General features: G+C 69.4%; 15 protein-coding genes and 1 pseudogene. 15 read left to right on the forward strand and 1 reads right to left on the reverse strand.

Going from position 1 to position 20220, the window contains the following annotated elements; translation table 11 throughout:
* Window positions 1–260: 260 nt before the first annotated feature.
* From Q2K19_RS31610 to Q2K19_RS31635, 6 genes are all read left to right on the forward strand, one after another.
* Window positions 261–2027 carry a sialidase family protein gene (locus tag Q2K19_RS31610; RefSeq protein WP_302765984.1) on the forward strand — a complete coding sequence of 589 codons (1767 nt, stop codon included), beginning with the start codon at window positions 261–263 and terminating at the stop codon, window positions 2025–2027.
* Window positions 2024–2494, forward strand: coding sequence for a hypothetical protein (locus tag Q2K19_RS31615; RefSeq protein ID WP_302765986.1), 471 nt, complete (start codon window positions 2024–2026; stop codon window positions 2492–2494). The genes Q2K19_RS31610 and Q2K19_RS31615 overlap by 4 nt, the downstream gene beginning before the upstream one ends.
* A 222-nt stretch (window positions 2495–2716) precedes the next feature.
* A complete protein-coding gene (locus Q2K19_RS31620) occupies window positions 2717–2839 on the forward strand; it encodes a hypothetical protein (protein WP_302765988.1) in 123 nt (40 codons plus the stop codon).
* Window positions 2840–3120: 281 nt separating this feature from the next.
* Entirely contained in the window at window positions 3121–3630 is a 510-nt protein-coding gene (locus Q2K19_RS31625; RefSeq protein WP_302765990.1) for a hypothetical protein, read from the forward strand.
* A gap of 1 nt (window position 3631) precedes the next feature.
* Window positions 3632–4333 (forward strand): peptidoglycan-binding domain-containing protein, encoded by a 702-nt coding sequence (locus Q2K19_RS31630; RefSeq protein ID WP_302765991.1) that lies wholly within the window; start codon window positions 3632–3634, stop codon window positions 4331–4333.
* A 678-nt stretch (window positions 4334–5011) separates the two neighbouring features.
* Window positions 5012–8074: a glycosyltransferase family protein gene (locus Q2K19_RS31635; protein WP_302765992.1), complete on the forward strand. Its 3063-nt coding sequence runs from the start codon at window positions 5012–5014 to the stop codon at window positions 8072–8074.
* Window positions 8075–8232: 158 nt separating this feature from the next.
* Here the strand turns inward: Q2K19_RS31635 and Q2K19_RS31640 are convergent, their stop codons facing one another.
* Window positions 8233–9873: a RecQ family ATP-dependent DNA helicase gene (locus tag Q2K19_RS31640; RefSeq protein ID WP_302765994.1), complete on the reverse strand. Its 1641-nt coding sequence runs from the start codon at window positions 9871–9873 to the stop codon at window positions 8233–8235.
* Window positions 9874–10390: 517 nt separating this feature from the next.
* Here Q2K19_RS31640 and Q2K19_RS31645 point away from each other — a divergent pair.
* From Q2K19_RS31645 to Q2K19_RS31685, 9 genes and pseudogenes are all read left to right on the forward strand, one after another.
* A pseudogene (locus Q2K19_RS31645) lies at window positions 10391–10531 on the forward strand (IS701 family transposase); the annotation flags it as partial.
* Between the two features lie 307 nt (window positions 10532–10838).
* A complete protein-coding gene (locus tag Q2K19_RS31650) occupies window positions 10839–11135 on the forward strand; it encodes a pilin (RefSeq protein ID WP_302765997.1) in 297 nt (98 codons plus the stop codon).
* 10 nt (window positions 11136–11145) lie between these two features.
* On the forward strand, window positions 11146–12063 hold the full coding sequence (locus Q2K19_RS31655) for a conjugal transfer protein TrbL family protein (protein ID WP_302765999.1): 918 nt from the start codon (window positions 11146–11148) through the stop codon (window positions 12061–12063).
* Window positions 12060–12953 carry a PrgI family protein gene (locus Q2K19_RS31660; RefSeq protein ID WP_302766001.1) on the forward strand — a complete coding sequence of 298 codons (894 nt, stop codon included), beginning with the start codon at window positions 12060–12062 and terminating at the stop codon, window positions 12951–12953. Before Q2K19_RS31655 ends, Q2K19_RS31660 begins: the two co-directional genes overlap by 4 nt.
* Window positions 12954–12997: 44 nt before the next feature.
* Window positions 12998–14701, forward strand: a complete 1704-nt coding sequence (locus Q2K19_RS31665) for a VirB4 family type IV secretion system protein (protein ID WP_302772860.1) — start codon at window positions 12998–13000, stop codon at window positions 14699–14701.
* On the forward strand, window positions 14701–17166 hold the full coding sequence (locus Q2K19_RS31670; protein WP_302766002.1) for a type IV secretory system conjugative DNA transfer family protein: 2466 nt from the start codon (window positions 14701–14703) through the stop codon (window positions 17164–17166). The genes Q2K19_RS31665 and Q2K19_RS31670 overlap by 1 nt, the downstream gene beginning before the upstream one ends.
* Window positions 17167–17370: 204 nt before the next feature.
* A complete protein-coding gene (locus tag Q2K19_RS31675) occupies window positions 17371–18222 on the forward strand; it encodes a replication-relaxation family protein (protein ID WP_302766004.1) in 852 nt (283 codons plus the stop codon).
* 308 nt (window positions 18223–18530) lie between these two features.
* On the forward strand, window positions 18531–19220 hold the full coding sequence (locus Q2K19_RS31680) for a hypothetical protein (protein WP_302766005.1): 690 nt from the start codon (window positions 18531–18533) through the stop codon (window positions 19218–19220).
* Window positions 19221–19315: 95 nt separating this feature from the next.
* The gene (locus Q2K19_RS31685; RefSeq protein ID WP_302766006.1) at window positions 19316–20047 is read left to right on the forward strand and encodes a hypothetical protein; all 732 of its coding nucleotides are present in this window, start codon (window positions 19316–19318) and stop codon (window positions 20045–20047) included.
* The last annotated feature ends 173 nt before the right edge of the window (window positions 20048–20220 follow it).

A 20220-nucleotide genomic window follows, 5' to 3' on the forward strand; every position in this document is an offset into this window, starting at 1 on the left:
ACACCAGCCTCACCGTCTGGATCACCCCCGCCGGCGATGCGCCCGTCTCCGCGTTCATCGCCCGGCTGAAGGCGGAGCTGCGGCGACTGGAGGCCCGGGGTTTAATCGCCGCGCCATTCGTCGCTTGGAACCCCGCCACTCCCTCGACTGTCGCTGTTACGTCTGGCGCGCCGCGAACGATGACAGTTATATCGGCGCGCGCGGATGTCGTGGCCGGGGAAGGCAGGGATGCTATGGAGATACGTGCCAGGACGGCATCGGTGCCGCGCCCGGTGGTGCTCGCCGCGGCGACGCTGCTCGTCGTGGCGGTCGGCGGCGTGACCGCCGCCGAAGCGGCCACTCCGGGCGCCGGGACGGTGTCGTCGACCACCCCGACCGCCAGCTGGACCGGGGGTCCCTTCGCCGTGCCCAACACGACGGCGACGACAGGCGCGCTGGCGTGCAATGCCGCGGCGCCGTGCGACGACTACGCCCTCACCGTCGACGTCCCGTCGGGGTACGACGCCAACAACGACCTGAAGATCAAGGTCAGCTGGCCCAACTCCGCCGCTGACTTCGATGTCTACCTGTACAACAGCAGCGGCGCGGAGGTTGGCCAGGCCGCCTCGACCGCCAACCCCGAGACCCTGGTCGTGCCGCCGGTGGCTGGTCAGTACACGGTGCGGGTCGTGCCGTTCACCCCGCTGGGCGAAAGCTACTCGGCGACTGCCGAGCTCACGGCGAAGCCGGCCGCTCCGGCGCCCGGGCCGGTGGGGGCCGCCTCCTTCACCAACTATCCGGCCCCTGGGACGCTGCCGCGCGCCCATGACGCCGGAGAGCCGTCGATCGGCGTCAACTGGAAGACCGGCAAGGTCATGTACCAGGCGTACACCGACACCTACCGGGTCTCCTTCGACGACAGCAAGTCCCCGGCCACGGCGGTCTGGGAGGACAAGAGCGCGCACCTGCCCAAATGCACGGCCAATGCCTCGCTGGACCCGATCCTGTTCACTGACCATGACACGGGCCGCACGTTCGAGTCGCAACTGGCCGGCAAGACCTCGCTGATGTGCTACACGGACGACGACGGCGAGACCTGGACCCCGTCGCAGGGTGGGGGCATCAACTCCGGCGTCGACCACCAGACCGTCGGCGGCGGCCGCTGGTCACCCAACGGCGTCGGCGGGACCCCGCTGTACCCGAACGCCGTCTACTACTGCTCGCAGGACATCGCCGACGCGCTCTGCGCGACCAGTCGCGACGGCGGCCTGACCTTCGGGCCGGCCGTGCCGATGTACACCCTGCTGGACTGCGGCGGCCTGCACGGGCACGTCAAGGTCTCGCCGAAGGACGGCACGGTCTACGTACCCAACAAGGGCTGCGGCGGCAACCAGGCCGTCGCGGTCTCCGAGGACAACGGCCTGACCTGGCAGGTCCGCAAGGTGCCGACCAGCCTGCCGGCGGACAGCGACCCATCGGTGGGCATCGGCTCCGACGGCACGGTGTACTTCGGCTACCAGAACGCCGACGGTCACGCCCACGTCGCGGTCTCGCACGACAAGGGCCGCACCTGGGAGAGCGACCAGGACGTCGGCGCCGCGCTCGGCGTGCAGAACGTGGTGTTCCCGGCCGTCGTCGCCGGCGACCCCGACCGGGCCGCCTTCGCCTTCCTCGGTACGACCACCGGTGGCAACTACCAGGACGCCCAGAACTTCACCGGCGAGTGGCACCTGTACGTCACCGTCACCTACGACGGCGGGCGTACCTGGTCGCTGACCGATGCGACGCCGAACGACGCGGTACAGAAGGGCTCGATCTGCACCGGCGGCACGACCTGCGGCACCGATCGGAACCTGCTCGACTTCATGGACATCCAGGTCGACAAGCAGGGCCGCGTCCTTGTGGGATACGCCGACGGGTGCGGTGCCTGTGCCACCGGCGGCGCCCAGAACTTCGACGCGCTGGCCACCATCGCCCGGCAGAGCGGTGGGAAGTCGCTGTTCGCCGCGTACGACGCGGTGGCGACGTCGACGAGGACGAAGAAATGATCCGCGTACGAGCCGGTGCCCTCATGCTCGCCGCCGCCGCAGCCCTCGTCGGCTGCGGCGGCGGGACGAACCCCGACGATCCGGACGATCCCGCTGCGGCGGCGTCCCGAGAAGGACCCTCGGCGTCCGCTGTCGTCTGCGCGGACGCGGCGACGCCCGCGCCACGACCTACCGCGCTCCCCAATGAGGTGCCACTGCCGGCCGACGCCGTCCTCACCGGGGCCGAGGAGCGATCTGGTGGGCGGCTGGTCGTCACGGCCGTGACGCGGGGTGCGTTCCGTGAGACGCTCGCGTTCATGCAGCGGGCGTACCCGGCGGCCGGACTGACCCTCAAGGAAGGCGAGGTCGAGGACCGCGACGCCGAGTCGAACTTCACAGGCAACGGCCTGGTCGGCCGCTGGACGCTACGCGAAATTCCGGACTGCCACGGCGACATCCTCGTCACCGTCCTCGTGGCCAAGCCCTGACGGCGGCAACGGGGCCGAGCAGCCCCGGCTCGGCCCCGCCTAGAACCTGCCGGCGTTCGTCGGGGCAACGTGGGCGCCGCGGTCCCGACCCTGGTTCTGGGCGGTCTCACCCAATGGCGGTGTCGCCGACGACCTGACGACCTCGACCGTAGGCGCTGTCGCCGCCGCGGCCACCCGCGGCCGGTCGAGGTTGACGCTGGCCCTGTGCGCCAACCACAGTCGGTGGGCGAACAGGACTCCGTAGCCGGCGAGGACCGCACCGAGCACGGCAATCGCGCCCGGGTGGGCGGAGCGCCGTGCCGCATCCAGGATCACGCCGAGCATTGCCGCCGCGACGATCAGTGATACGTGGTTGGATGCCCAGAACACTGCCTAGCAGCCAGCAAGATCGGGGTTGCTTGGCCGCCGTGTCGGTGCTCGGTGGGACCCCGTGCCGGTACAGCTCAAGGTGGTCATTGAGCCGCGCGTTCTCCGCTTGCAGGTTTGCCATCTCCATGGCGAGGTGGTCGAGCTCGTCGGCTACCTGGATTCGGAACCGGTCGAGATCCGTCGGCTCGTATCCGCGGATCTTCGCCGAGGTCTGCTCCGCGGATCGCCGCACAAGGTCCAGCGCCACGATCCGCGCCATGCCGGCGATCAAGTATCGAGTGATCGAAAGAGACGTCTTCGATGACCAGAGTATGCGGATCCACCAACGGCGATACGACGCCGGAATCGTGACGCCCGGGGAACAGTCGAATGCCCAAGGCCCGGTGGCGTACCTCGAGCCGGCCGTCCGGCTGCAGAACGCGGGAGGCGGTCGCACGGGTTCCCCGCGATCTGCGGCCCGACCGGCGGAACCGATCCGTCACCGCGATCCCGCCGACCGTACTGAGGAGGCGCAACGTTCTGTCGGCTACCCGGCTGCCAGCGCGGGCCGCCGACGAAACCCTCGTAGGTACGGAAACCAGGGGGTGATAGGCATGCCCGGTGACGAGGCGGCGCAGGCCTCGGAGGTCAGCCTGTTCGACAACGAGGACGTCGATGTCGGCGAAGAGGCGCCCGACGACGACGATTTCACCGACGAGGAACTCGCGGCGATCCTGGCCAGCCAGGCCGAGTCCGATACCGCAGACCCGGACGCCGAGGTGAGCTGACATGGCAAAGCTCCTGCAGATCGGAATCGTCTATCCGAACGAGATGCGCTCCGGCATCGGGCACGTGGCGTGCACCCTCGGAGGGGTGAACTACGAGAGCCGGGGCGGGCGTGGCTGCCTGAGAGGCTCAGCGGCGCGCGGGGCAGCCCACCCGCTGTTCAAGCATCGGTTCCACCGGGTGCTGACCGACGATCAGGCCAAGGCCGCCAAAGAGTGGGCCGACCGGTGCGTCGGGCTGCCCTACGTGTGGGGGGCGGTCCCGGTGCTCGCTCCGCCTCCAAAGAAAGGTGGTGACTGCTCCGGCTTGGTGTCCGGAATCTTGTGCGCCGCCGAGGGCAAGCGGGCCGTCCGTCGATTCTCGACGGGAATCTGGAAGGCACACTTCAAGGACCTCGGGTTCGTCGAAGGTCTCGGTAGCGGCATCCTGGACGCAGCGGCGATCGGCGTCGCGGACCGGCCCTACCCGGGTACGCCGGTCGGGCTGAACAGCCCGAAGAAAGATCACGTGAAGTGGATCCAGGCCCGGCTGAACTTCGCCGCGGGCAACAAGCATGCCGTCTTGGGTGGCAAGCCGTTGGCGGTCGACGGCGACTATGGCCCTAAGACGCAGAAGGTGGTTATCGCGTTCCAGAAGCGCCACGGCCTGCAGGGCCAGGGCATGTGCGGGCCGAAAACCTGGCCGCTGCTAAACGCCATCCGGTAGCCACACCAATCCTGCGCGTCGCGCAGGAACAGGCGGCGTTGTCATCCCGGCGCGCGCATCGGTGCCGCGACGTGAGAGTCGAATGCCATTGGCAATGTCCGCACCGCCGCCTCCCACTCGAGCCCGAAGAGGTTAGGGTGCGGGTCCGCATCGACGAGCTGGCCTCCGTCCGGTGGACGATCACTGAGGTAGCGGCCTTGGGCATCGACTTGCGCGCGCATCATGGCAGACACGTTCCAGCACACAAATCCTGTCCGGGAGTCGACAGTCAGACACCCGCCGGCGAATCGCCGTTTCATCATGTCCTTCAATGCCGTTCGACGGCGTGGGGGCAGGCGCGTCTCGTGGGAGCTGCGCCTGGGCCCGGTCCTACATCGGGGTTCGTCGCGAAGGGACCTCTCGGCTGGAAGTGAGGCACTCAATGCAATACCGGTTGGTTGTCGTGGCACGGGCGTCGTGGCGGCGGTCCCCAACGGTTGCGGGCCAGTGATGGCTCGGGGCGACTACGAGCTTGTTATCGAAACGCCGTTCCAGTCCGTGGGGTCCCACCCGCGGCGGTATGGGGTGATGTTCAGCCCGTCATCGTCTCGGTCGCGGCTGCGTATCGTCGATTCTGGCCGCCGCTACTCTGTACGGCTGCAACCGAATGGGACGGTCCAGTACAGCGTCGACGGCGACGTGAGCTGGCATCCGATTCGGCCGCTGCCCGAGCCGTGCACCGGCGAGATCCTGCCTGCGTTTGTGTCTCATGACGAGTGGCGAGCCGGACGCCCGCTCGAAACGGTCCGCTTCGACATGCTTGCCGTGGGACGCGGTCGCATCATCGCGAAGGAGGCCGGGACCGACCGGCTGTTCCACTGCGTGATCGACGAACTCTTCCGCGGCCGTCGTGTCTCGGGTGCGGACTGCGACGTCGATGTGAACGTCGGATGCCGCAGCGAGGATCCGCCCATTCCCGGCTTCTACATGAAGCTCGACCCTGAGTACTACGTGACGGGACCGCCGAGCCTTGTCGTTCCGCCGGCCGCCCAGCGCGACTACGCGGGCCACCCGGCCAGCGCCCGCCTGCCCGCCTTCGCCGAACTCCTCGAGTTGGGCGCGGCGGACGTAATGATCGTGCTGCAGCGTGCGCGCACGTGGTACCTGGTCGATGCGCGCTCGCCGCGCTCGATCGTCGGGCCGGAAGATCTCCAGTTCACGGAGGCCGACTTCAGGTCGGTGTTCACCGAGCAGGTCATCCGCGACATCCTGAACGCAGCGCTGTCGGCAGCCGAGCAGATGCTCGACGGTGGCGTTGGCCGCGGCATCGAGCAACTGGTTGAGGGCCAGCTGCGCCAGTTCCTGCCGAACGTTCCGATCGAAGGCCTTCGTGAAAGCTTCGCGGCGCTCGGTCCACTCGGCGATTTTCTCGACGGCCTGGTCAAGGCGGTTGTCGACTGGTTGGCGGGGGGCGTCGCCCCATGGCTCGCCGAGTTGATCGCAAACGCGGTGCCCAACACGTTGATCGACACGCTCGCCGAGACGGTGGCCAGGAGCATCCAGGACGAAGGCTATGGAGCCCTCGTGCTGCCCGCGTACGTGGCGTTGGGATTCCTCCTCTATGGGGCGAGGGTCTCAAAGGCGATCAAGACCGAGGCTGGTGTGTTCCTGCTGGACCCGCGCGTGCTGGCCAGCACTTTCCCCGAAAACCGGCCGCTCAGTGACGCCATCGCCAAGCTCATGCTCTTGTCCCGGCGACGCGAGGCCACGCCCCCACCCGGCCGGTCGGAGTGGCCGGACGGAATGCCGACGCCGAACCAGCCGCCCGGATGGATGCCGACCTACCTGCACACCCGATACGTGCCGCGTGACCGGGAGCCGGGCACCCTAGGCCACCTCGCCGTCGCCACGTCGCCCGAGGAACGCTTCGCGATCCAGTTCTCAAAGGTGCTCGACCTCGGAGTCGGCTACAGCCACTGGACCGAGCAGTGGCAGCGGCACTTCGGTGGCGAAATCCATTCGCTGCTCGCGACGAGGCCGATCTTCCAGCAGGAGCAGTACAACCTGATGCAGTACCGGCTACTCAACGGCCCCGTGATCGACGGGGACGGGTTCAACGATGGCACCACAAACTTCTACATGCTGGTCAAGCTCGGCGTGGCCGGCTCCGACGACACAGCGCTGCCGCAGCGCTACGCCATCCTGTGGATCGACGAGCAGACGTACTTCACACAACGTTGGCGGCTCCTCGACCCCACCGAGGATGTCCTCGGCGACCTGTTCTCGCTGGCACACTCGCTGAAGCGGAACCCCGAATGGTTCCACTTCTCCCGCGAACGGTTCTGGTCGCCCTTCACGGACGACCTGGTCAACGACAACAGCCGCATGGCCGTACGGCGCCAGATCGTCGCGGTCACCGGCTACAACCGCGCCGATCAGCGGCACGAGATCTACACGATCTGCTTCAACTATGGCGTAAGTGACCACACGTGGCGTTGGCGACGCTACCCAGCCGCCGAGCAGGTCATCGTCGAAGCCGCGACAGCGCAGGACGCCGACCAAGATTTTCCCACCATCATGAAGAGCGGGCCAGCCAACGCGTACGTCGCCGTCAACACCCTGGACCTACGCGATGACACGACGCTGCACGTGCGCGGCACGAAACGCGCGCGCGCCGACGCGCCGCTGCGCGCAGGCCGCTGGGTGCAACGCTATCTGCCCGCCGACTGCCGGCACGTGCCGGCACCGCACCAGTTGACGGGCGGGAAGCCGAAGGCCGGCTTCGGTCACGCGTGGGACTTCGTATCCGAGACCGCGTACCGCCGGGCCGACCAGTTTTACCAGTTCGGGGTCTACGAACCAAACATCGATTCGCGCTGCCAGTACTACGAAGTGGAGCTGCTGCCCGGCGAGGACGGGCTGGTGCCCAACGTCGAGGACGTCGTCGGCAGCGTTTGGCGCAACGACGGGGAAAGCAGCCCAGTTGAGCGGCTGCACCACAACACGACGAACTTTGTATGGACGCCGACCAAGAACGACAGCGGCATGATAGAGCTGTCCGGCCGTGCGCTCCTGCGCGACCGGCGCACCCTGCCCACGATGTCGATGTACGAATCGACGACACGCTTCCGCATCCTCGAACGCAAGCCACACGGGCTGATCGCCGTCTTCTACGACAAGCGTGACGACGAGCTCCAGCCCGCCAGCGACCTGCCGCACGAAACCGTCTTCCGCGAGGACTTCGAAGACGCCGCCATCCCCACCGAGTGGGAGAACGAGACAGGTGGTCAGGCGTGCGCGCCGACACCCATCCCACGTCCGCCCAGGACCATCCGCTGCCTCGTGAAACGCAACAAGCGGGTGCTCCACCCGCCGATCGTGCGCAAGGCGCAGGTCGTCGTCCGCGGCGTAAATTTGTCCATCTCCTTCTGGACGCCGCAGACCGAAGACGACGTTAATGAGAACGTCTGGAAGGTCAGTCTTGCCGCCATCGACGAGACCGGCGTCGTACCGATCTGCAGCCTCACACGACACCCAAACTTCATCCGACGCGGTCGTCCCGACGCCCCCCTGCCCTTCGATCACGCCGGGGAACTCGGCGACGAATGGCGATACGACGGCCTGTACAAGGTTGACCCGAAGATGATCGAGCGCGTGAACCGCTTCTGCACACCGGCCGGGCACGTCGACTACGCCACCAGCCTCTGGTTTGAGGACATCGTCGGGCACCGCAGCGTCGCACAGGAGACGCTATTCGGCTGACTGGGCGCTGTCGGACGGGTCTGAGTCGAAAATGAACCTCTACTCCGGCCTGCAGGGCATCTACCGGCGCCGGCGACTACTTTCTGCCTGCGGACAGGCGGCCTTCGAAGGCGATATCCAAGGCGCTCAACGCGGGTTTCCAGCGCGGGAAGGTGTCCTCATCGGGGATTAGCCTCCAGCGCCAGCAGGCCCTGCGCGTGCACGACAGAGACCGACAGGGTCTTGTAGCCGACCTCGTCGAAGAGCACCGTCATGCGGTCCTTTTCGTACCCGAGGACCATGCCTGATCCCCATTTGGGGTGCCGCACGATGCTGTGGAGTGGGTATGGGCCGTCGTCGGGGAGCGCTTCGGAGGTGCCGCCGTGGCAGTTGTCGCAGTGGCCGCAGGGTCGGCTCAGCTGCTCTCCGAAGTAGCCGAGCAGCGACTGCATCCGGCAGCCACGGCTTTCGGCGAAGCGGCGCATCATGTCGGTGCGGGAGCGCTGCCCGGCCTGGTAGCGGCCGTACTCGGCCAGCGCCTCCCGTGCCGCCTGGTCTGGAAGCGGGGAATACGGGCCGGCCCTCAGTTCGCCTCTCGGCCCCGTCGTGATCGCCCCCACCTGCTCGAGCAGGCTGATGTGGCTGGCGATCTTGCGGGGGCTCAGGCCGGTGGCCTTGGCCAGCGCGGTGCGCGTCAGCGGGCCGGCATGCAGGAGGGCGGCGATCGCCCGCAGCTCGTCCCGGTCAGGTGCGCCGCCGGTGAAGAAGCGTTGCAGGGCAGTGTCCTCGGCTCGGTAGAGCAGCAACGCCCGGGCCGGTTCACCGTCGCGTCCTGCCCGCCCGATCTCCTGTAGATAGCTGTCCGGTGAATCGGGCAGGGCCACGTGTGCCACCCAGCGGATGTTCGGCTTGTCGATGCCCATGCCGAACGCCGAGGTGGCGACCATGATCGGCACCCGGTCGGCGAGGAAGTCTTCGTGGCGGCTGCGACGTAGCCCGGCCGTCATGCCACCGTGGTAGGCCTGTGCGGGATAACCCGCGTCGGACAGCCGTTGCGCGAGGTCCTCGGCGGCACGCCGGGTCGGCACGTACACGATGCCGGGAGGGTCGGCTTCCTTGAGCAGCGTGAGCAACCTGCGCCAGCGGTAGTCCTCGCTGGGGCAGTGCGCGGCCGCCACGAAGAGGTTCGGGCGATCCAGCCCGGACAAGACCAGCCGCGGCTTACGCATACCGAGCCGCGTGGTGATGTCATCGCGCACCGGCGGCGACGCCGTGGCGGTCAGTGCCACGACGGGCGGTCTGCCCAGGCCGCGGATGAGGTGGCCGATGGCCAGGTAGTCGGGGCGGAAGTCGTGGCCCCACGACGAGATGCAATGCGCTTCGTCAACCGCCACCAGCGCCGGGCGCAGCGCGTGGACCTGGGCCAGCCGTTCCGGCGAGCTGAGCTGCTCCGGGGTGATGAACAGGAATCTCGCCGTACCCGAGCGCAGCTCGGCCAGCGCGGCCTCCTGCTTGCTCTGGCTCTCCGCGGAACTGATCCGGACCGCCCGCAACGCGGGATCGTCACGCTCGTTGAGGTTGCTCATCTGGTCTTGCTGTAGTGCCAGTAGCGGTGAGATCACCACCGTCGGGCCGCGCAGCAGCGTGGCGGGAACCTGGTACACCGCGGACTTCCCGCCCCCGGTCGGCAGGACGACCAGCGCGTCACGGCCCGCGAGCAGGGCCCGCATGGCGCGCATCTGCGTGTCGCGCAGCCTCTGCCAGCCGAAGTGCCGACGGGCGGCGCGGCGTAACCGCCAGGAGCGGAAGATCGTCATCATCGCCGGGCATGCTAGCGAACCGCACCGACGGACCCAAGATCCTCCCAAGGTCCTTCGTACGCCTCGTCGGCGGTGACACGCCCACCGGATGAGACGAGGCCCTCCCGGACGTCGGCCAGCACCGGAGCGGCCAGAAGGCAGTCAGAGCGGTCCTTGGTGAGCGCGGCGTGGGTCCGGTCTGTGTGCCGGAAGGGTGACAAGTCTTGGCTTCACCGACGCAGATCTGCCGCCCGCCTGCACGGCGTTCCCCGAGTTGGCCGCGCCCCGCTGGCATCGGCCCCGGCGGAAGTCGGGGCGGATCTCGACGGCGCAGGCCGGGGATCGGCACCGGGCTGCGGGTCGTTGCCGACGCCGCAGGGTCAGCCTGCTCCGCGACAGGGCCCGGCGCGTCTCGGACGTCGCCTAGCTGATCTTTCGCAAGCGACCACAGCAGCACCCCGCTGCGACCGGCACATAAGAGACTGAAACAGAGAAACCGCAGGTCATCGGCCTGCGGTTGCGGATAACGCACCGTCTTAGGAACCGCGGGACCTTGGCCGAGCGCGCCGGCGAGGTGTCGCCGGACGGGATGCAGCGGTTGCAGCGGTGGGCGGACTGGCACGTCGAGGCGGTCCGTGATGCGGTGCGAGACCACTTGATCGAGCACGTTGACGACCCGCGTTGTGCTGATCGTCGCACCAACCTCGTCCGGCAACCATGAGTCGCTGACCGGTCTTGTCAGGCTGTGACAGGCGGGCGGGAAGTTCATCGGACCTGACAGCCGAGTTCTGGGCGGTGCATGTCATCCACGGCATGCCCGCCGGGTGGGGACCCTTCTTCGGCGAGGCCATCGGTCCGGCATGGCTGGCGCGGCGTACTGGCACCGCAGCCCTTCGCTACGCGCAAAGGGAGGAGCGCCCCCACCGGACCCGATCCTTCGTCTGGTCCCCACCGCGGCGGCCCACACATCCCTGTGGAGCGCCGCAATGCACATGATCTCTGTTCTCAACGATCTGGTTTTGGCCGCTGCTCCCCCTGATGGTGGAGGCCCGAAGTCCATTGCCCAGGTCATTTCCAACATCACTGGCTGGGTCATGGGCATCATCGCGTTGGTCGCGACGATGTTCCTGGTCATCGGTGGCCTGCGCTACATGGCCGCCGGCGGTGACCCGGCGCAGGTTGAGCAGGCGAAGGGCAACGTCAAGTCCGCGCTGATCGGCTACGCCCTGGCGGTGCTGGCCCCGGTGATCCTGCAGGTGCTGCAGGGCATCCTCGGCGGATGAGGCGGCGGTCATGGTCGACTGGATGATGAACGGCCTGGTCAGCTGGCTCGCCGAGAAGGTCGTCGACCTTCTCGGCGGCCTGCTGGCCTTCCTCGCCTCGTCAATGTTCGTATCGCCGGACGTCACCGTCCTGCCGCAGGTGCAGTCGATCGCCGACAAGAGCGCCCTGGTCGTCGGCGCCTGCTTCGTCCTCGCGATCATCGCCGTGGGCGTCGCTGCGATGGTCGGCGACTCGGTCGAGGTGCGCTACGGAATCAAGGAGCTGCTCCCCCGGCTTGTCGTCGGGTTCGTGCTGTCCGCGTTCGCGGTCCCGCTGACCGGTGTGCTCATCGGCATCGCCAACGCCCTGACGGTGTCGATCGCCGGCACGTCCGCGCCGACCAGCGAGGCGGTAGCCTTCGTCCGGGCTCGGATCGCCTCGGCGATGACCGACGAGGGCTCCGCCCTGCTGATGGCGGTGATCGGGCTGCTCATCGTCGTGTTGATGTTCATGCTCGTCGGCACCTGGCTGGTGCGGATCGGTGTGCTGGTCGTCCTGGCCGGGGTCGCGCCGGTGGCCCTCGCGTGCTACGCCACGCCGTGGACGCAGGGTGCCGCCGAGTTGTGGTGGCGCAGCCTGCTGGGGTGCCTGGCCACACCCACGCTGCAGGCGGTCGCTTTTACGGCGGGCATCGACCTGCTGGTCGACCCGGAGGCGAACCTGCCGATCCTGCTCGGCCTACCTGGCTCGGACGCGGTGAACCTCATGCTCGTCATCGTCGTTCTATGGGTCACGATCAAGATCCCCGGGATGATGCGCCGGTATGCGACCCGCTCGGGGTCGCGGAACGGCGGCGGGGTTCTGCTGCGCGCGGTGTTCGTCCAGGGCTTCACCCGTCACTTGCCGCTCGGCCGATTTGGCCCTAGCGCCGTGCGAGGTGTCCGATGAGCACCAACGAGGACACTCCCCCACGGGCCGTCGTTCCGGCCAACGTCAACGAGCCTGATCGGATCACGTTCGGGCTGACGTTCCGGCAGCTGAGCATCATCGGCGGCGCCGGCCTCGGCGGGTTCGGTCTCTACCGCACGTTCGGGCATCTGCTCCCGCCGGCGGCGTGGATCGTCGCCGGGCTCGTCGTATTCGCCGTCGCGGTCGTGGTGGCGCTCGGCCGCCGTGATGGCCTGCCATTGGACGTATGGCTGCGGCACGGGTTCACGCTGGGCCGTAGCCCGCGCACGCTCGCCCCGGGTGAGGCTCGGGCCAGCTCGGTCGCCGTCGTCGCGGGCAAGCCGAGTGTTCCGGCGCCGCTGCGCTCGCCGGTCACGGCGGTCAGCCCGACCGGCGTGCTCACCAGCGAGGGCAGCGACAAGGTGTTGATCGCCTGCGGCATCACGAACATCCACCTGCGCACAGGTAGCGAGCAGGGTGCGCTGCTGGGTGGGTTCGGCCGGTTCCTCAACAGCCTGGCTGGACCGGCGCAGATCGTCGTGACCGCGCAGCGGCACGACCTGACCGCCTACGCGCAGGCGACCGTCGACCACGCGCCGCGCCTGCCGCATCCGGCGTTGCAGGCCGCCGCCGACGACTACGCCGAGTTCCTGCTCGACCTCGACAGCCAGCGGGATCCGTTGCGCCGTCAGGTCCTCGCCGTCGTCACCGGCGTGCACGCGGCCGACCCGGCGGCGCGAGCCCTGTCCGGGCTCGGTGTCGAAGCCGCTGCCATGGATGGACCTGCGGTCGCCTCAGCCCTCGCGGCCGCGGTCGATCCGTTCTCCCCACCGGTGCCGGGCCCCCGAGCGGTGCCTGGCGCCCCGATCACCCTGCGGAGCACATCGTGAACCTGTTGAAGACCAAGAAGAAGAGCGCCGCGGCCGTGGAGGGCATGCCCTCCCCGGCTGCCGTGCAAGTCACCCCTTCGCACGTGCAGGTCGGCGACGGCTACGCCGCCACCTACGCCGTCTGCGGCTACCCGGCCGAGGTCGGCCCCGCCTGGTTGGATCCGCTGCTGTCCTACCCCGGTCGCGTCGACGTCGCCGTGCACCTGGAGCCCGTTGCGGCTCAGCTTGCCGCGCCGATGCTCAACCGCCAACGCGCCCGCCTCGAATCCTCGCGCCGCCTCGACGCTGACCAGGGACGGCTGGGTGATCCGATGGTGGAGGCGGCAGCGGCCGACGCCGCGGACCTGGCCGAGCGGGTCGCCCGCGGGGCGGCGAAGCTGTTCGAGGTCGGCATCTACGTCACCATCCACGCCCGCACCCTCGACGAACTTGCCACGGTTACCGCGGGCGTGAAGTCCGCCGCCGCCGGCGTGCTCCTGGACTTGCAGCCGGCGACGTTCCGGCACCAGCAGGGCTGGGTCTCCACGTTGCCGGTCGGCGTGGATCCGCTGCGGATGCGCCGGATCCTCGACACCACCGCCCTCGCGGCGGCGTTCCCCCTCGCGTCGGCGGACCTCGCCGCCCCGGCCCCCGGCGTCGTCGCCCCGCCCGAGGGCGTGCTGTATGGGCTCAACACCACCAGTAATGGGGTGCTGGTCTGGAACCGGTGGGCGCAGGACAACCACAACAGCGTCGTGCTGGCCCGCTCCGGCGCCGGGAAGTCGTACTTCGTCAAGCTGGAAGTGCTGCGCAACCTGTACCAGGGCACTGCGGTGTCGGTCATCGACCCCGAGGACGAGTACGCGCCATTGGCCGAGCACGTCGGGGGCACTGTCGTGCAGCTCGGCCAGCCAGGCGTCCGCATCAACCCCCTCGATCTGCCCGCCGACAATCGGCCCGACACCCTCACCCGCCGCGGCCTGTTCCTGCACACGCTGATCTCGGTCATGCTCGGGGTGGCACCGCCGCCGGCCGAACGAGCCGCCCTCGATCGGGCCATCACCGCCACCTACCACCAGGCGGGGATCAACGGCGACCCCGCAACCTGGACCAAACCCGCACCGCTGCTGCGCGACCTGGCCGAGGTGCTGGCCGCCGACAGTGACCCGGCCGCCGGGCAGCTCGCCGCGCGGCTCGCCCCGTGGACGGTGGGGAACTTCGCCAGCCTGTTCGACGGGCCGACCACCACCACCCCTGAGGGGCACCTGGTGGTGTGGTCGCTGCGGCACCTGCCCGACGAGCTGCGCACCGTGGGCACGTTGCTGGCCCTCGACTCGATCTGGTCGAGCATCGACACACTAGCCGCGGGCGGGCGCCGGCGGCGGCAGCTGGTCGTGGTGGACGAGGCGTGGCTGCTGATGCGCGACGGCGAAGGCAGCCGGTTCCTGTTTCGGATGGCGAAGGCTGCCCGCAAGCGGGCGGCGGGTCTGTGTGTGGTCACCCAGGACGCGGCCGACGTGCTGTCGACCGACCTGGGCCTGGCTGTGGTGTCCAACGCCGCGACCCAGGTGCTGATGCGGCAGAGCACGCAGTCCATCGACGCGGTGTCGGAGGCGTTCAGCCTGACCGCCGGGGAGTCGCGGCTGCTGCTGTCGGCGCCGCGCGGTGAGGGCCTGCTGGTTGCCGGCCGGAGCCGGATTCCGTTCCGCGCTGTCGGGTCGGCCGCCGAGCACACGATCGCCGTGACCGGGATCGGGGAGGCCGAGTGATGACCCACCCGACCTGGCCCGAAGGTGTCTGGCACTGGATCGTTGGCCGGCCATGGCTCGGCGTCCTCGCCGCCACAGGCCTCGTCGGCGCGGTGTTCGCCCACCACCAGCTACTCGCCTGGCGGCACAAGCGACTCATGACCGACGCACGGTGGCTGACCATCGCCGCCCCGCCGGAGGTCACCAAGGAAGCAGCCGCCGCGTTCTGGACCACGCTCGTCGGCGTGCTAACTCCGCCGGGGTGGCGGCTCCAGCTCTACGGCTACCCGCACGTCGCGTGGGAGTACACCTGGACCGGCCGCGCCCTCACCATCCGGATGTGCGTGCCCGGCATAGTGCCGGCCGGCGCGGTCGAAGCTGCCGTCCACGCCGCCTGGCCCGCCGCGACCATGACAATCGTCGAAGCCGCCGCCCCGATCCCACTGACTGTGGGTGAGGAGGTGGGTGGGGCGCACTGGCCGCAGCACACCGACGGGCTGCCGCTGCGCAGCGAGCACGACGCCGATCCGCTGCGGGCGCTGCTCGCCGCCGGCGCCGAGGTACGCGACCGCGAACACGCGTGCGTGCAGATCCTCGCCCGCCCGGCCTCCGCCCGCCGGGTCCGGGCGGCCAGACGGGCGGCGGCCACCAGTACGCATCCGCACGGGCGGCCCGATGTGGCCGCCCGCGCCGTCTCCGGCGCGGCGCGGCTAGCCATCGAACCCCTCCTGTGGCTGCTCGACGTGTTCACGCCCGGCCCGTCTCCCCGGCCGCGCAGCTCGGCACAAGGCACGTCGGTGCGGGCGGCCGAGCGGGACCCGGTGGCCCGCGCCGACGCGCGCACGGTCGTGGACAAGGCCGTGCGGGTGCCGCACTTCGAGATCGCGCTCCGGTTCGCGGTGGCCGCCGACGCGGACAAGACACCACCGGACCCGCAGCGGGCCGGACAGGTCCGCTCACGCCTGCTCGGGATGCGGCACACCATCGCTGCGGCCGCCGCGATGTACACCGGTCCGAACCGGCTGCGGGGCATGAAAATGCCGCATCCGGTCGCCACGCTCGCTGGGCGACGGCTGCGGCGCGGGTTCCTGGCCACCGTGCCGGAACTCGCCGCGCTAGCGGCGCTGCCGCAAGACCTCGCCGTGCCGGGCCTGGACCGGGCGCGGGCCAAGGCCGTGCCAGCACCGGTGCAGGTACCCTCCGGCGGGCGAGGCGTGAAGGTGCTGGGCCGGTCGCAGATCGGCCGCCACAGCGTCGGCCTGAACGTGACCGATGCCCGGCAGCACGTGCACGTGGTCGGCAAGACCGGCGTCGGCAAGAGCACACTGCTGCTGAACATGATCCTCGGCGACATCAAAGCCGGCCGCGGGACGGTGGTCATCGACCCGCGCGGGGACCTGATCACCGACATCCTCGACCGCCTCCCCGCCTCCCACGCCAACAAGATCGTGATCATCGACCCGGACCAGGACAACCCGGGCCGCTTCAACCCCCTCGACGACCAGGGCGACCCCCACCTGGCAGTGGACAACCTGGTCGGGATCTTCGCGAAGATCTTCCAAGGGCAGTGGGGGCCCCGCATGGACGACACCATGCGGGTGGCGTGTCTGACGCTGATGCGGCACGCCAAACCCACCCTGAGCCTGGTCCCGTCGCTGCTGCAGGACCGGGAGTTCCGGGCCAGGTTCACCCACGGCCTAGACGACCCGGACGGGCTCGGCGGGTTCTGGCTCTGGTACGACGGCATCAACGAGCAGTTCCGCGGCCAAGTCATCGCCCCGGTCCTCGCACGGTTGCGGGCGTTCCTGCTGCGCGACTTCGTCAAGAGCGTGATCGGCAACGCCCACTCGTCGTTCGACATGGGCACCGTGCTCGACGGCGGAGTCCTACTCTGCCGGCTACCCAAGGGCATCCTCGGGGAGGAGACCAGCCGGATTCTCGGCTCGCTGATCGTCGCCCGGGTGTGGCAGGCCGCCATCGCCCGCGCCACCATCCCCGAACACCAGCGAAAAGACGCCTGCCTATACGTCGACGAGTGCCAGAACTTCCTCACCTTGCCGGGCAGCGTCGGGGACATGCTGGCCGAGGCCCGCGGGTTCCGCCTCGGGCTGGTCCTCGCGCACCAGGACCTCGCTCAGCTGCCCAGGGACGTCGCCGCGGCGGTGTCGGCTAACGCCCGGTCGAAGCTGTTCTTCACCGTCGACCCGGCCGACGCGCGGGAGCTGTCCCGGCACACCAAACCCGAGTTGGACGAGCACGACCTCGCCCACCTCGACGTCTACACCGCCGCCGCCCGGCTGCTGGTCGGCAACCGGGAACTACCGAGCTTCACGTTCGTGACCAACCCGCCGGCGCCGGTCGTGGGTGAGGCGACCGCGATCCGGCAGGCGTGCGCCGCCGCCCACAGCGGCACGAACGGTGAGCCGCCGATGCAGCAGCTCGCCCGCACGGCGATGAAGCGGCGCATGACCGCACCCGACCGCTGAGGGTCGGCTCGTTCGAGGGCTCGGCTGGGTGCGGCACAGGGGGCTCGTTTGGGGGTGTCCGCGAAACGAGGCCCCACACGAGCCCCCTCCATCCGGCCTGTCAGGTGCCTGAGCTGCCCAAACCCGCCAGCCGACAGCACCGAAGCCAAGATCAACCTATCCAGACTCCCTACGGGACTCTCTCTCCACAGGGGTGAACCGCCTATGCCGCAATCACGTACAGCCGGCCTGCTGGCCATCTACCCCCACATCACCAGCCGCGACCGCCTGCTGCTCCAACTCCTGGACGACCACCACGTTTTCACCACCGACCAGATCCACCGCATGCTGTTCCACGCCCGCCGGACCTGTCAGATCCGGCTCGGCGAGCTGGCCGCCCTGGGCCTGCTGGACCGGTTCCGGTTCGCCCGCGACGGCGGCGGCAGCCAACCGTGGCACTGGACGCTCGGCCACAACGGGCACCGATTCCAAGCCGCGGCCCACAACCGGCCCGAACCCACCGCACGGGCGAGCCGCCAGACCGTGCAGCGGCTGTCGGCCAACCCGCACCTGACCCACCTGCTCACCGTCAACGAGTTCTTCGTCCGGCTCACCGCCCACGCCCGCCAGCACCCCGAGGCGCGGCTGGACCGGTGGTGGTCCGAGTCGCTGACCACCAAGCAGTACCGGACCGTCACCGCCGACGGGCACGGCCTGTGGAGCGTCGCCGACACCACGGTCGGGTTCTTCCTCGAAGCCGACACCGGCACCGAACCCCTCAGCCGGGTGGTGGCCAAGCCCGACCGGTACACGCAGGTGATCCGACGCGGCGGCCCCCGATACCCGGTGCTGTTCTGGCTCCACAGCGAGCAACGCGAAGAACACCTCCACCGGCTCCTACGCGGCCGGCCCGGCGACGTCCCGGCCGCGACCGCCACCCACCACAACGACCCCGCCGACGCAGTCTGGCTCCCGGCCGGCGCCACCGGCCGGGTCCGGCTGGCCGAGCTGCCCAGCGACCACGGCCAGCCGGTAGCGGACAACCCCAACTACGACGACGGCGTCTTCGTGCTCTGACAGCGCCTGACAGCCGCACAGGCGATCGGATCGGCGCAGGTCAGAGACGTGATCCTTGTTCCTGACAGGGGCGGTGCTGTCAGGTCACGAAGCTACGGTGCAGCTTCTTCTATCTGCTCGCACCGCCACCCGTCTGCCGCTCCCGGGTCTGCCCGCGCCAGCGGGATCACCCACAGCCCACCCCTTCGGTCGGCTCGTGATCCACGCCGCGCGCCCTTCGAGGCAGGTAGCCGGCTCAGACGCCGCGCTTCGGTGACACCACCGCGCATCCACCCGTGCCCACCCATTCAGGAAGGGAGCACCCTGCCATGTTCAAGCCCAGGCAGCTCACCATCCGCGTTGTCACCGTCTGCTTCGCCCCCAGCGATGACATGGACTGGTTCGCCGCCTCCGAGAAGGTCAACGACTTGCTGCACGTCAACGGCACCCCGACCCGCCGCTACCACGTCCGCCACCGCCCCCTGATCGGCTGGCTGACCCGCTACTTCCGCTACCACCTGCTCCACACTGCCCGCCGGTTCGGCGCGATCACCATGGCCGCCGGAGGCCGCAAAGGTCGCCTCGACCTGACCGGCACCGCCGCCAATGCCGCCGAACGTGCCGCCCGGCGCTGGCACGCGTGGAACACCCACATTGCTGCGACAACCCGCCCGGCCCGCATGTGGGAGGACTACCTCGCCCAGCACCACGCCGACCCCAACAAGGTCAGCCTCGCCGAGGCCCGCCGCCGCTTCGAACAGCAACCCCGCGTCCTGGCGATGCTCGCCCACTCCTTCGACCCCTACGAACTGTCCGTCTACCAGGCGGGCGAAGCCACCTACACGGGGCTGTACTGGCGCATCGCCCTGATCGGCGATGCGCTGATCACCACCGACGGCCGCCTCCTCCTCTCGGCCAGCGACTCCGTGGCTGACCGGTTCCGCTTCCTCAACGAGGCATGCGCCTACCTGCGCAACCTGCACCGCAGCACACGACTGTGCGCCGTCGCCATCGCCTAACCCCCATCGCCTGAACACCGAAGGCCGGTCGCAGCCCCGCTGCGACCGGTCCTTCGGCATGCCCACAACCCCGCCCGCCCGCAAAGGAGATCCCGATGTTCCTGACAGATCCCGCCCTACGGCGCATCGCCGCCGATACCAACGACGTCCTGCCCGAGCACCTGTGGCGCCACGACACCGCCACCCTCGACGCCCTCGGCGACCTCGCCCGCGTCCTGCACAAGACCGCCCTCGGGTTCAACGACAGCACGGCCACCCTCGACAAGTCCCTCACCCGGCTGAGTGAGCTCGCCGAGGCAGCCCACCAGCAGCTGGCCGCACGCGCCGACCTGCACATGACCGGCTACCACCAAGCCCTCACCGATGCACTCGCCGCCCGCGAGCGGCACATCGTCCTCGGAACCATGCTCATCACGGCCTACCGCGGCTGGCGCAACCACCGACCGCTCGACCCCGGCGACGAGCGGCATCTGCTGCTGCAACCCGGCGACCCCTCGCGCGGCGTTGCCGTCCTACGCCAGCGGGAGCCGCACACCTGGCTGGTCTTCCCCGACACCGAAGCCGCCAGGGCCTTCGACATCCCCTACCCGGGCCGACTCGTCGGCGAGGTCACCCAAACCAACGCCGGCTGGACCCCGACCGCCTACACCAACCTGCAGCATCGCCAGACCCAGCCCGGCCTGACCTACCCGCTGCCGGTCTGTGACGAGCTCGCCTCGGCCTGCCGGTCCCTGCTGCGCTGGTGGCACCTCCGCCACTCCTACGCCTGGCGCAGCCGCACCCCCGGACAGCTCACCCCGGCCGAACTCGCCCACCTCGACGCCTAACTTTCCGCAGTCAGTAGCCGACGATCTCCCACCGCCCCCGGCTACTCACCTTGGCGGCAGCACGCCGCCCCCAGGTCACCGGGCCGCAATCAGCAGCACCCAGCACGGCAGCGCACAGCTCCACGCGTCTGCCGTGCTGACCGCTGCCCGCGACCCGGCGCACCACCGCCCGA

Origin of the sequence: Micromonospora sp. NBRC 110009 (assembly GCF_030518795.1) — a bacterium.
Taxonomy (GTDB): domain Bacteria; phylum Actinomycetota; class Actinomycetes; order Mycobacteriales; family Micromonosporaceae; genus Micromonospora.

Coding starts and splice junctions, on each gene's coding strand:
- Q2K19_RS31665 (WP_302772860.1), top strand. CDS start 12,998: ATGCCCTCCCCGGCTGCCGTGCAAGTCACCCCTTCGCACGTGCAGGTC.
- Q2K19_RS31675 (WP_302766004.1), top strand. CDS start 17,371: ATGCCGCAATCACGTACAGCCGGCCTGCTGGCCATCTACCCCCACATC.
- Q2K19_RS31650 (WP_302765997.1), top strand. CDS start 10,839: ATGCACATGATCTCTGTTCTCAACGATCTGGTTTTGGCCGCTGCTCCC.
- Q2K19_RS31685 (WP_302766006.1), top strand. CDS start 19,316: ATGTTCCTGACAGATCCCGCCCTACGGCGCATCGCCGCCGATACCAAC.
- Q2K19_RS31680 (WP_302766005.1), top strand. CDS start 18,531: ATGTTCAAGCCCAGGCAGCTCACCATCCGCGTTGTCACCGTCTGCTTC.
- Q2K19_RS31660 (WP_302766001.1), top strand. CDS start 12,060: ATGAGCACCAACGAGGACACTCCCCCACGGGCCGTCGTTCCGGCCAAC.
- Q2K19_RS31625 (WP_302765990.1), top strand. CDS start 3,121: ATGCCGGCGATCAAGTATCGAGTGATCGAAAGAGACGTCTTCGATGAC.
- Q2K19_RS31670 (WP_302766002.1), top strand. CDS start 14,701: ATGACCCACCCGACCTGGCCCGAAGGTGTCTGGCACTGGATCGTTGGC.
- Q2K19_RS31630 (WP_302765991.1), top strand. CDS start 3,632: ATGGCAAAGCTCCTGCAGATCGGAATCGTCTATCCGAACGAGATGCGC.
- Q2K19_RS31640 (WP_302765994.1), bottom strand. CDS start 9,873: ATGATGACGATCTTCCGCTCCTGGCGGTTACGCCGCGCCGCCCGTCGG.
- Q2K19_RS31615 (WP_302765986.1), top strand. CDS start 2,024: ATGATCCGCGTACGAGCCGGTGCCCTCATGCTCGCCGCCGCCGCAGCC.
- Q2K19_RS31655 (WP_302765999.1), top strand. CDS start 11,146: ATGGTCGACTGGATGATGAACGGCCTGGTCAGCTGGCTCGCCGAGAAG.